Here is an 11,588-nt window from a genome sequence, read left to right as displayed (position 1 = left end):
CCCTCCCGGGCGGCGCCCCCGCCCCCTGGGCCACCCAGCCCGACCCGGCCGCCGAGGGCGCGCCGGCCGCCGACGAGGCGCCCGACGCGGAGCCGGAACCGGAGTCGGAACCGGTCGCCGAGCCCGAGCCCGTAGGCGTACCGGAGTCGGAGCACGCACCCGAGTCGGGGTCCGAGTCGGGGTCCGAGTCGGGGTCCGGACCGGCGGTGGAGCCCGAGCCTGCCTCCGACGCCGTACCGGCTCCGGAGGCCGCCGCCCCGGAGGCCGTCGCTCCCGAGGGGGCGCCGGACGAGCCGGCCCCCGCGGCCGGGCACGAGACCGGCGTCCCGCCCGGTGACGAGCACCCGCACATCTCCTACGTCCTGCGGGTCAACGGGGCCGACCGGCCGGTGGCCGACGCCTGGATCGGCGAGTCCCTGCTGTACGTGCTGCGCGAGCGGCTGGGCCTGGCCGGGGCCAAGGACGGCTGCTCGCAGGGCGAGTGCGGGGCGTGCAACGTCCAGGTGGACGGACGCCTGGTGGCCTCCTGCCTGGTGCCCGCGGCCACCGCGGCCGGCAGCGACGTCACCACCGTCGAGGGCCTGGCCGAGCACGGCGAACCCTCCGACGTGCAGCGGGCGCTGGCCCGGTGCGGGGCCGTGCAGTGCGGCTTCTGCATCCCCGGCATGGCGATGACCGTGCACGACCTGCTGGAGGGCAACCACGCCCCCAGCGAGCTGGAGACCCGCAAGGCGCTGTGCGGCAACCTCTGCCGCTGCTCCGGCTACCGGGGCGTGCTCGACGCCGTACGCGAGGTGGTCGCCGAGCGCGGGGCGAGCGCCGCCGCCGCGGCCGAGGCGGCCGAGGCCGAGCGGGCCGCCCGCGCCGACGCCGCCGCCCCGGGCGACGGGCAGCCGCGCATCCCGCACCAGATCCCCCACCCGCACGACGGAGGCACGGCGTGAGCATCCACGGAGACAGGGCGTGAGCAACGACGCGGCGACCGCCATCCCGGCGCTCGACTCCCTCCAGGGCACCCGGCCGGACGCACCCGTGCACGGCCTCGGCGCCTCCCTCCCGTCCGCCGACGCGCCCGCCAAGGCCGCCGGCACCTTCCCCTACGCCGCCGACCTGTGGGCCGAGGGCCTGCTGTGGGCGGCGCTGCTGCGCTCCCCGCACCCGCACGCCCGGATCGTGTCCGTGGACACCTCGGCCGCCGCCGCCATGCCCGGCGTACGGGCCGTCGTCACCCACGCCGACGTGCCGGGCGACCCCTCGTACGGCCGGAAGGTCGCCGACCGGCCGGTGTTCGCGCACGAGCTGGTCCGCCACCACGGGGAGGCGATCGCCGCGGTCGCCGCCGACCACCCGGACACCGCCCGGCTGGCCGCCGCCGCCATCGCCGTCGAGTACGAGGTGCTGGAGCCGGTCACCGACCCGGAGAAGGCGTTCGCCGCCGAACCGCTGCACCCCGACGGCAACCTGATCCGGCACATCCCGCTGCGCTACGGCGACCCGGAGGCGGCCGGCGAGGTCGTGGTCGAGGGGCTGTACCGGATCGGCCGCCAGGACCCGGCGCCCATCGGCGCGGAGGCCGGGCTCGCCGTGCCGCGCCCGGACGGCGGGGTCGACCTGTACACCGCCTCCACCGACCCGCACACCGACCGGGACCTGGCGGCCGCCTGCTTCGGGCTCGCCCCCGACCAGGTCAAGGTCGTCGTCACCGGGGTGCCCGGCGCCACCGGCGACCGCGAGGACCCCGGCTTCCAGATCCCCCTCGGCCTGCTCGCGCTGCGCACCGGCTGCCCGGTGAAGCTGGCCGCCACCCGCGAGGAGTCCTTCCTCGGGCACGCCCACCGCCACCCCACCCTGCTGCGCTACCGCCACCACGCCGACGCCGAGGGGCGGTTGGTCAAGGTGGAGGCGCAGATCCTGCTGGACGCGGGCGCCTACGCGGACTCCTCCGCCGAGTCGCTGGCCGCCGCCGTCTCCTTCGCCTGCGGCCCCTACGTCGTCCCGCACGCCTTCGTCGAAGGCTGGGCGGTGCGCACCAACAACCCGCCGTCCGGGCACGTCCGCGGCGAGGGCGCGCTTCAGGTGTGCGCCGCCTACGAGGCCCAGATGGACAAGCTGGCGCTCGAACTCGGCGTCGACCCGGCCGAGTTGCGGCTCCGCAACGCCCTCGCCACCGGTGACATCCTGCCCACCGGCCAGACCGTGACCTGCCCCGCACCGGTCGCCGAACTCCTCGTCGCGGTCCGCGACGCCCCCCTCCCCGCCCTCCCCAAGGACACACCCGAGGACGACTGGCTGCTGCCCGGCGGTCCCGAGGGCGCGGGCGAACCGGGCGCGGTGCGCCGGGGCGTCGGCTACGCCCTCGGCATGGTGCACATGCTGGGCGCGGAGGGCGCCGACGAGGTGTCCACCGCCACGGTCAAGGTGCACGACGGCCGGGCGACGGTGCTGTGCGCGGCCGTCGAGACCGGGCAGGGCTTCACCACGCTGGCCCGGCAGATCGTGCAGGACACCCTGGGCATCGACGAGGTGCACGTGGCGCCCGTCGACACCGACCAGCCGCCGGCCGGGCCCGCCGCGCACGGCCGGCACACCTGGGTCTCCGGCGGCGCGGTGGAGCGGGCCGCCAAGATGGTCCGCACCCAGTTGCTCCAGCCGCTGGCCCACAAGTTCGGGATGTCCACCGAGCTGCTCCAGATCACCGACGGCAAGATCACCTCGTACGACGGGGTGCTGTCCACCACGGTGATGGAGACGCTGGAGGGCAAGGAGCTGTGGGCCACCGCCCAGTGCCGCCCGCACCCCACCGAGCCGCTGGACGCCGGCGGCCAGGGCGACGCCTTCGTGGGCCTCGCCTTCTGCGCGATCCGCGCGGTCGTCGACGTGGACGTCGAACTGGGCTCCGTCCGGGTGGTGGAGATGGCGGTCGCCCAGGACGTGGGCCGCGTGCTCAACCCGGCGCAGCTCGCCGCCCGGATCGAGGCCGGCGTCACCATGGGCGTCGGCGCGGCGCTCACCGAGAACCTCCGCACCCCGCGCGGCCTGGTCCGCCACCCCGACCTCACCGGCTACCCGCTGCCCACCGCGCTGGACGCCCCGGACGTGCGGATCGTCAAGCTGGTCGAGGAGCGGGACGTGGTCGCCCCGTTCGGGGCGAAGCCCGCGAGCGCGGTGCCGGTCGTGACCTCGCCCGCCGCGGTCGCCGCCGCCGTCCGCGCCGCCACCGGCCGCCCGGTCAACCGCCTCCCCATCCGCCCCCAGGCGGCGGTCGCGGCGCCGCGGGGGTAGGACCGCCCGGCAACGCCCGAGGGGCGTGGACCCGTCACGGGTCCACGCCCCTCGCACTTCCCTCTCCGAGACCGCGACCGGATTCGAACCGGTGTAACTTGAGTTGCAGTCAAGCCCCTGAACCACTCGGGCACGCGGTCCTGCGCCTCTCGGCTCCCTGACCGTAGGCGAGCCCCGGGGCCCGGCTCAACGCCTCCGTCCCACCCGCAACGCGACTGCCACAGGCCGTTCACGAACCGGCGCGGGGTCGTAGGTCCAAGGGACCAGTCACCGCCCGCCTCCCGACAGGGGCGGAATACGCTTACGGACCTTACGCTGACGGCCATGGCCGCTACCGATCACCGCCCCGACGGCGACTCCCGGGTCTCCCTCCGCACCGAGGGCGTGCTGGACAAGGCGCACCGGGCCCTGAGCATCGGCACCGTCTCGGTCGTCCTGCTCATCGCCTTCGAGGCGACCGCCGTCGGGACCGCGATGCCGGTGGCGGCGCGCGAGCTGGACGGCATCCCGCTGTACGCGTTCGCCTTCTCCGCGTACTTCACCACCAGCCTGCTGGCGATGGTGCTGTCCGGGCAGTGGTCGGACCGGTCCGGGCCGCTGGCGCCGCTGGCGACCGGGATCAGCGCGTTCGGGGCGGGGCTGCTGCTGTCCGGCACGGCCGGCTCGATGCTGGCGTTCATCCTGGGACGGGCGGTGCAGGGGCTGGGCGGCGGGCTGGTGATCGTCGCGCTGTACGTGGTGATCGGCCGGGCGTACGCGGAGCATCTGCGGCCCTCGATCATGGCGGCGTTCGCGGCGAGCTGGGTGGTGCCCTCGGTGGTGGGGCCGCTGATCGCCGGCACGGTCACCGAGACCCTGGGCTGGCGCTGGGTGTTCGCCGGCATCCCGGTGCTCGTCGTCCTGCCGCTCGCGCTCGCGCTGCCCGCGATCCGGCGGATGGCCTCGGGCCCGGCCGACCCAGCGGCCCCGCCGCCCTTCGACCGGCGCCGCATCCGCCTGGCGCTCGCGATCTCGCTGGGCGCGGGGCTGTTCCAGTACGCGGGGCAGGACCTGCGTCCGCTGTCGGCGGTCCTGGCGCTCGCGGGCGCGGCGCTGCTCGTCCCCGCCGCGCTCGGGCTGCTGCCGGCCGGCACCTTCCGGGCCGCCCGCGGCCTGCCCTCCGTGGTGCTGCTGCGCGGCGTCGCGGCCGGCTCCTTCATCGCGGCGGAGTCCTTCGTGCCGCTGATGCTGGTCACCCAGCGCGGGCTGAGCCCCACGCTGGCCGGGCTGTCCCTGGCGGTGGGCGGGGCGACCTGGGCGTTCGGCTCCTGGGTCCAGTCCCGGCCCCGGGTGGAGCCCTACCGCGAGCGCCTGGTCGTCCTCGGCATGCTGCTGGTCGCGGCCGCGATCCTCACCGCGCCCACCGTCCTGATCCCGGCCGTCCCGGTCTGGACCGTCGCGGTGGCCTGGGCGTTCGGCTGCCTGGGCATGGGTCTGGTGATCGCCTCCACCAGCGTGCTGCTGCTGAAGCTGTCCGCGCCGCACGAGGCGGGCACCAACTCGGCCGCCCTCCAGATCTCCGACGGCCTGTCCAATGTCCTCCTCCTCACCGCCGGCGGCGCCGCCTTCGCCGCCCTCGGCGGCCGCCTCCTCGCCACCACCGCCCACGGAGCCGCGGCCACCGCCGCCCCCTCCCACCCGGTCGCCTTCGCCGCGGTCTTCGTCCCGATGGCCGCGGTGGCCCTCGCCGGCGCATGGGTGGCGACCCGGCTGCGGGAGTAGGGGCTCGCGGTCGTCCCGCGGTCGGACGCGCTCGCAGAGGGCACGCGCAACGCGTCGGGGGCGCGGCTGCGCGCTCTGGCGTACTGAGCGCGTTCCGAGCCGGCTGTGACCCATCTCGCATCCGCCCGCCCCCTCGCGGCGTTCGCCCGGACGGCGGGCGGTCCACCGGTAGGGTGGCCCGGTTGTCGTACGTAACGCCGTGACCGAGGGGCAGCGCCGTCAGATCGTGACCACCACCGCCTCCCACCACCTCTCGCCCGCCTTCCCCGGCCGCGCCCCCTGGGGCACCGCCAGCAAGCTCCGCGCCTGGCAGCAGGGCGCCATGGACCGCTACCTCCAGGAACAGCCGCGCGACTTCCTCGCGGTGGCCACCCCCGGCGCCGGGAAGACCACGTTCGCGCTGACGCTGGCCTCCTGGCTGCTGCACCACCACGTGGTGCAGCAGGTCACCGTGGTCGCGCCCACCGAGCACCTGAAGAAGCAGTGGGCGGCCGCCGCCGCGCGGATAGGGATCAAGCTGGACCCGGACTACAGCGCCGGCCCGCTGAGCAGGGAGTACCACGGCGTCGCCGTCACCTACGCCGGCGTCGGCGTGCGCCCCATGCTGCACCGCAACCGCAGCGAGCAGCGCAAGACCCTCGTCATCCTGGACGAGATCCACCACGCCGGCGACTCCAAGTCCTGGGGTGAGGCGTGCCTGGAGGCGTTCGAGCCGGCCACCCGCCGCCTCGCGCTCACCGGCACCCCGTTCCGCTCGGACACCAACCCCATCCCCTTCGTCAGCTACGAGGAGGGCGACGACGGCATCCGGCGCTCCTCCGCCGACTACACGTACGGCTACGGCAACGCGCTCGGCGACGGCGTCGTCCGCCCGGTGATCTTCCTCAGCTACAGCGGCAACATGCGCTGGCGCACCAAGGCCGGCGACGAGATCGCCGCCCGGCTCGGCGAGCCGATGACCAAGGACGCCGTCTCCCAGGCCTGGCGCACCGCGCTGGACCCGCGCGGCGACTGGATGCCCAACGTGCTGCGCGCCGCCGACACCCGGCTCACCGAGGTCCGCAAGGCCATCCCGGACGCCGGCGGCCTGGTCATCGCCTCCGACCAGGACTCCGCCCGCGCCTACGCCAAGCTGATCCGCGAGATCACCGGCGCCAGGGCCACCGTCGTGCTCTCCGACGACGCCGGCGCGTCCAAGCGGATCGACGAGTTCAGCGAGGGCGACGACCGCTGGATGGTCGCCGTCCGGATGGTGTCCGAGGGCGTCGACGTCCCGCGCCTGGCCGTCGGCGTCTACGCCACGACCATCTCCACGCCCCTGTTCTTCGCCCAGGCCGTCGGCCGCTTCGTCCGCTCACGCCGCCGCGGCGAGACCGCCTCCGTCTTCCTCCCCACCATCCCCAACCTCCTCACCTTCGCCAACGAGATGGAGGTCGAGCGCGACCACGCCCTCGACAAGCCGAAGAAGGCCGGCGAGGAGGACCCGTACGCGGAGTCCGAGAAGGAGATGGCCGAGGCCAACCGGGAGGAGGACGAGGACACCGGCGAGCAGGACGCGCTGCCCTTCGAGGCGCTGGAGTCCGACGCCGTCTTCGACCGGGTGCTCTACGACGGGGCCGAGTTCGGCATGCAGGCCCACCCCGGCAGCGCCGAGGAGCAGGACTACCTCGGCATCCCCGGCCTCCTGGAACCCGACCAGGTCCAGCTCCTGCTGCGCAAACGCCAGGCCCGCCAGATCGCGCACAGCAAGCAGAAGCCCGCCGAGGAGGCCGACCTCCTCGAACTGCCCGCCGAACGCCGCCCGGTGATCTCCCACAAGGAACTGCTGGAGCTGCGCAAGCAGTTGAACACCATGGTCGGCGCCTACGTCCACCAGTCCGGCAAGCCGCACGGTGTGATCCACACCGAGCTGCGCCGCGTCTGCGGCGGCCCGCCCAGCGCCGAGGCCACCGCCGGCCAGATCCGCGAACGGATCAAGAAGGTCCAGGAGTGGGCCACCCGCATGCGCTGAGACGCACCGGCCGACGACGGACATGATCGGGCCAGCGGAGGGACGCGAACCGGCCTGGTCCGGCTGATCGCGCCCGGATTCTGGACGAGGTCTTCCGCTCAGCGGAGTCGCTCGCTACATTCCCGCCAATCGCAAAGAAACGCCCCGTGGCAGCGCCGCCGCGGAGCGCAGCCGGTGCGCCTTGGCCTGCCGGCGGCCTCTCCGCGCGTCGCCGACGGGACCGGCGACCCCACCGCCGGAGAGCACCCGCCGTCACTCACCTGAAGAGAGGGCGTCGTGACCGCGGAGACATCCCAGACGCTCGACCGGGGACTGCGTGTCCTCAAGCTGCTCGCCGACACCGACCACGGTCTCACCGTGACCGAGCTGTCCAACCGGCTCGGAGTCAACCGGACCGTCGTCTACCGACTGCTCGCCACCCTGGAGCAGCACGCCCTGGTCCGCCGCGACCTCGGCGGCCGGGCCCGCGTCGGCCTGGGCGTGCTGCGCCTGGGCCGCCAGGTCCATCCGCTCGTACGCGAGGCCGCGCTGCCCGCGCTGCGCGCGCTGGCCGAGGACATAGGGGCCACCGCCCACCTCACCCTGGTCGACGGCGCCGACGCGCTCGCCGTCGCCGTGGTCGAGCCGACCTGGACCGACTACCACGTGGCCTACCGGGCCGGCTTCCGCCACCCGCTGGACCGGGGCGCCGCCGGCCGCGCCATCCTCGCCGCCCGCCAGGCCCTCCCGGACGACCCCGGCTACACCCTCACCCACGGCGAACTGGAGGCCGGCGCGAGCGGCGCGGCCGCCCCGCTGCTCGGGGTCACCGGCGTCGAGGGCAGCGTCGGCGTGGTCATGCTCGCCGACGCCGTGCCCGAGCGGGTCGGCCCCCGCGTCATGGACGCCGCCCGCGAGGTCGCCGACGCCCTGCGCTGACCGCCCGATAGATTGGCCGGGTGTCCTCCTGGCTCTCCCGTCTCCCGCGCGCCCGCGCCCTCGTCCTGTGCGCCCTGCCCCTGCTGGCGCTGCTGCTCGTCGCCGGGCTGGCGCCGCTGCCGTTCACCGTGGCGCAGCCGGGCACGACCAGCGACGTGCTCGGCGAGCACCGGGGCGAGCCGGTGATCACCATCTCCGGCGCCCCGGTGCGCCGCACCGACGGCCGTCTGCTGATGACCACGATCCTGGCCACCGGCCCGGACGCCGACGTGGACCTCGGGGACGTGGTCGACGGCTGGTTCCGCACCGACCGGGCCGTGCTGCCCAGGGGCTCGGTCTACCCGCCCGGCCAGAGCGAGGCCGAGATCGAGAAGCGCAACCTCGGCCAGATGGAGCAGTCCCAGAACAGCGCCGTCACCGCCGCCCTCGGCTACCTCGGCCGCAGCCCCCAGCAGGTGAAGGTGGACCTGCGGCTGGCCGACGTCGGCGGCCCGAGCGCCGGGCTGTTCTTCGCCCTCGGCATCGTGGACAAGATCCGCGGCGACGGCTCCGGCGGCGACCTGACCGGCGGCCGCACCATCGCCGGTACGGGCACGGTCGCCGCCGACGGCACGGTCGGCGCCGTCGGCGGGGTCTCCCTGAAGACCCAGGCCGCCCGCCGCGACGGCGCGACCGTCTTCCTCGTCCCGAAGGCCGAGTGCGCCCAGGCCGAGGCCGAGCTCCCGGCCGGGATGAGGCTGGTGCCGGTCACCGCCCTCAAGGACGCGGTGGCGTCGCTGACCGCGCTGGAGCAGGGCAAGGCCGTCCCGAGCTGCTGACCGGGCCGCCTGCGTCCCGCACTGGCCGGAAACCGCCGCCCGTGCGGAGCCGCGCCTACTCTCCCGACGCCTACTCTCCCGACGCCTGCTCCACCAGCGGGATGATCCGCAGCGGCACCGGGTTCTCCATCACGATCGCCGTGGAGGCCCGCACGATCCCGGCGAAGCCCACCACCCGGTCGATGACCCGCTGGAGGTCCGCGTTGGAGCGGGCGACCAGCCGGCAGAGCATGTCCCCGGTGCCGGTCGTGGTGTGCAGCTCCAGCACCTCCGGCACGCCCGCCAGGTGCTCGCGTACGTCCCGGCCCTGGCCCTGCTTGATCTCCAGGGTGGCGAACGCGGTCACCGGATAGCCCAGCGCCGCCGGATCCACGTCCGGGCCGAAGCCGCGGATCACGCCCTGCGACTGGAGCCGGTCCAGCCGCGCCTGCACCGTCCCCCGCGCCACCCCGAGCCGCCGGGACGCCTCCAGGACGCCGATCCGCGGCTCGCGGGCCAGCAGGGCGATGAGCCGGCCGTCCAGATGATCGATCGCCATGTCCGTCTCCCGGTAGTCATCCTGTACAGAAGTGCCGACCATCGTGCACCCCGACTGGACAGACTGACCAGTGATCGCGCGAACTATTGCGCACCTTGCCAAACGGCGGGAACCTGCCGCCATGACAGAGACCCTCTCCTCCACGCCCCACACCGCTCGGCAGGCCGACCCCTTCCCGGTGAAGGGAATGGACGCGGTCGTCTTCGCCGTCGGCAACGCCAAGCAGGCCGCGCACTACTACTCCACGGCCTTCGGCATGAAGCTGGTCGCCTACTCCGGACCGGAGAACGGCACCCGCGAGACCGCCAGCTACGTGCTCACCAACGGCGCGGCCCGGTTCGTCTTCACCTCCGTCATCAAGGTCGCCACCGACCGCGGCCGCTTCCTCGCCGACCACGTCGCCGCGCACGGCGACGGCGTGGTGGACCTCGCCATCGAGGTGCCGGACGCCCGCAAGGCGTACGCCTACGCCGTCGAGCAGGGCGCCACCGGCCTCGAAGAGCCGCACGAGGTCAAGGACGAGCACGGCACCGTCGTCCTCGCCGCGATCGCCACCTACGGCAAGACCCGGCACACGCTCGTCGAGCGCACCGGCTACGACGGCCCCTACCTGCCCGGCTACGTCGCCGCCGACCCGATCGTCGAGCCGCCGGCCAAGCGCACCTTCCAGGCCATCGACCACTGCGTGGGCAACGTCGAACTCGGCCGGATGAACGAGTGGGTCGGCTTCTACAACAAGGTCATGGGCTTCACCAACATGAAGGAGTTCGTGGGCGACGACATCGCCACCGAGTACTCCGCGCTCATGTCCAAGGTCGTCGCGGACGGCACCCTGAAGGTGAAGTTCCCGATCAACGAGCCGGCGATCGCGAAGAAGAAGTCGCAGATCGACGAGTACCTGGAGTTCTACGGCGAGGCCGGCGTCCAGCACATCGCGCTCGCCACCAACGACATCGTCGCCACCGTGCGCAGCATGCGCGCCGCGGGCGTGAAGTTCCTCGACACCCCCGACTCGTACTACGACACCCTCGGCGAGTGGGCCGGCGAGACCCGGGTGCCGGTGGAGACCCTGCGCGAGCTGAAGATCCTGGTCGACCGCGACGAGGACGGCTACCTGCTGCAGATCTTCACCAAGCCGGTCCAGGACCGCCCGACCGTCTTCTTCGAGATGATCGAGCGCCACGGCTCCATGGGCTTCGGCAAGGGCAACTTCAAGGCCCTGTTCGAGGCCATCGAGCGCGAGCAGGAGAAGCGCGGCAACCTCTGATCTCCCCCCACGGGGAACCGGCCGGCCGGCGGGCGCGCCCAACGACGTGCGCACCCGCCGGCCGTCGTGCGGCGGTGAGCGGACCGCCGGCCGCGACCGTACGGGGAGCGGACCGGGTGGCCGCGACCGTACGGGGGGCGCGGCCACCCCTCCCGTGCGCCCGGCCCTCAGCGCGCGGTCTTCTCCGGGGCCGTCCCCGCCGCCTTCTCCGGGGCCCCCTTCTTCGGGGCCTTCACCGGAGGCTTCGGCGGGCGGCCGCCCGGGCTCTGCGGGATGCCGGAGCCGTACACGTCCCGGGGGCCGCCGTCCGCCGGTTCGCCCATCTCCTCCAGGGACTCCCGGGCCGCCGGGGCGTCCAGCGGCGAGAAGTACGGATTGGTCCGCAGCGCCTCCGCCAGATGGCGGCGAGCCGGGCCGGTCAGCCCCAGCGCCCGCTCGATCCGCCCCCGGCGGTACGCCAGGACCGCGCTGCGCGGCCCCCGCTCGTGCGCCCGGCGCGCGTACGGCAGCGCGTCCCGCTCCCGCCCCGCCCGGAACAGCGCCCAGCCCAGCGCGTCCGCCACCTCGGGCGAGCGGTGCCGCCGCACCCACCAGCGCTCCATCAGCGCCGCCGCCGCCTCCTCCGCCTCCCCGTTCTCCGTCTGCCACCGGGCCGCCGCCACCGCCTCGTCCACCCCGTGCGCGGACCGCCGCGCCACCTCCGCCCGCAGCAGCTCCCCGTACGCCTCCGCGCCCTCCTCGTCCCCGCGCGCCCGCGCCAGTTCGGCCGCCGCCAGGACGTACACCGGCAGCGGACGCGCCTTCACCGCCGCCGCGTACCCGGCCGCCGCCTCCTCGCCCCGGCCCAGCGAGGCCAGCGCCCGCGCCCGCCCGGCCAGCGCCGACGGCTCGCTCGGCGTCAGCCGCAGCGCCGCCTCGCACCAGGCCAGCGCGTCCGCCGGCTCACCCCGCTCCCAGGCCACCCCACCCACCCGGACCAGCGCCGCCGACTTC

General features: G+C 74.8%; 9 protein-coding genes and 1 tRNA gene. 7 read left to right on the top strand and 3 right to left on the bottom strand.

The features are described from left to right. Positions 1–944 (top strand): (2Fe-2S)-binding protein (locus tag C6N75_RS11085; RefSeq protein ID WP_146132546.1); only part of this gene is annotated, 944 nt, incomplete at its 5' end. Between the two features lie 19 nt (positions 945–963). Next, positions 964–3,282, top strand: a complete 2,319-nt coding sequence (locus tag C6N75_RS11080; RefSeq protein ID WP_105868700.1) for a xanthine dehydrogenase family protein molybdopterin-binding subunit — start codon at positions 964–966, stop codon at positions 3,280–3,282. Positions 3,283–3,350: 68 nt separating this feature from the next. Here C6N75_RS11080 and C6N75_RS11075 read toward each other — a convergent pair. Then, positions 3,351–3,422: transfer RNA gene (locus C6N75_RS11075), tRNA-Cys, on the bottom strand. A 184-nt stretch (positions 3,423–3,606) separates the two neighbouring features. On the opposite strand from C6N75_RS11075, the gene C6N75_RS11070 reads away from it, so the two are divergent. From C6N75_RS11070 to C6N75_RS11055, 4 genes are all read left to right on the top strand, one after another. Continuing rightward, the gene (locus C6N75_RS11070; RefSeq protein ID WP_105868699.1) at positions 3,607–5,043 is read left to right on the top strand and encodes an MFS transporter; all 1,437 of its coding nucleotides are present in this window, start codon (positions 3,607–3,609) and stop codon (positions 5,041–5,043) included. Between the two features lie 226 nt (positions 5,044–5,269). Then, the gene (locus tag C6N75_RS11065) at positions 5,270–7,054 is read left to right on the top strand and encodes a DEAD/DEAH box helicase (protein ID WP_105868701.1); all 1,785 of its coding nucleotides are present in this window, start codon (positions 5,270–5,272) and stop codon (positions 7,052–7,054) included. A 276-nt stretch (positions 7,055–7,330) separates the two neighbouring features. Beyond that, positions 7,331–7,972, top strand: a complete 642-nt coding sequence (locus C6N75_RS11060; RefSeq protein ID WP_105868698.1) for an IclR family transcriptional regulator — start codon at positions 7,331–7,333, stop codon at positions 7,970–7,972. A 20-nt stretch (positions 7,973–7,992) separates the two neighbouring features. Continuing rightward, positions 7,993–8,790, top strand: a complete 798-nt coding sequence (locus tag C6N75_RS11055) for a S16 family serine protease (protein WP_105868697.1) — start codon at positions 7,993–7,995, stop codon at positions 8,788–8,790. Positions 8,791–8,860: 70 nt separating this feature from the next. On the opposite strand, the gene C6N75_RS11050 is transcribed toward C6N75_RS11055, so the two are convergent. Further along, positions 8,861–9,328, bottom strand: coding sequence for an Lrp/AsnC family transcriptional regulator (locus C6N75_RS11050; RefSeq protein WP_105868696.1), 468 nt, complete (start codon positions 9,326–9,328; stop codon positions 8,861–8,863). A gap of 121 nt (positions 9,329–9,449) precedes the next feature. Here C6N75_RS11050 and hppD point away from each other — a divergent pair, with 121 nt between their 5' ends. Further along, positions 9,450–10,595 (top strand): 4-hydroxyphenylpyruvate dioxygenase, encoded by a 1,146-nt coding sequence (gene hppD / locus C6N75_RS11045; protein ID WP_105868695.1) that lies wholly within the window; start codon positions 9,450–9,452, stop codon positions 10,593–10,595. 167 nt (positions 10,596–10,762) lie between these two features. Here the strand turns inward: hppD and C6N75_RS30640 are convergent. Continuing rightward, positions 10,763–11,588: tetratricopeptide repeat protein (locus C6N75_RS30640; RefSeq protein WP_407703211.1), on the bottom strand; the 826-nt coding region annotated here is incomplete at its 5' end.

Origin of the sequence: Streptomyces solincola, assembly GCF_002982015.1 — a bacterium.
GTDB classification, from domain to species: Bacteria; Actinomycetota; Actinomycetes; order Streptomycetales; family Streptomycetaceae; genus Streptomyces; species Streptomyces solincola.
This window is presented reverse-complemented; position numbering and strand designations above follow the sequence as displayed.

Bases quoted from the DNA above. Each gene is read 5' to 3' on its own strand.
- hppD (WP_105868695.1), top strand. From the start codon at position 9,450: ATGACAGAGACCCTCTCCTCCACGCCCCACACCGCTCGGCAGGCCGAC.
- C6N75_RS11050 (WP_105868696.1), bottom strand. From the start codon at position 9,328: ATGGCGATCGATCATCTGGACGGCCGGCTCATCGCCCTGCTGGCCCGC.
- C6N75_RS11070 (WP_105868699.1), top strand. From the start codon at position 3,607: ATGGCCGCTACCGATCACCGCCCCGACGGCGACTCCCGGGTCTCCCTC.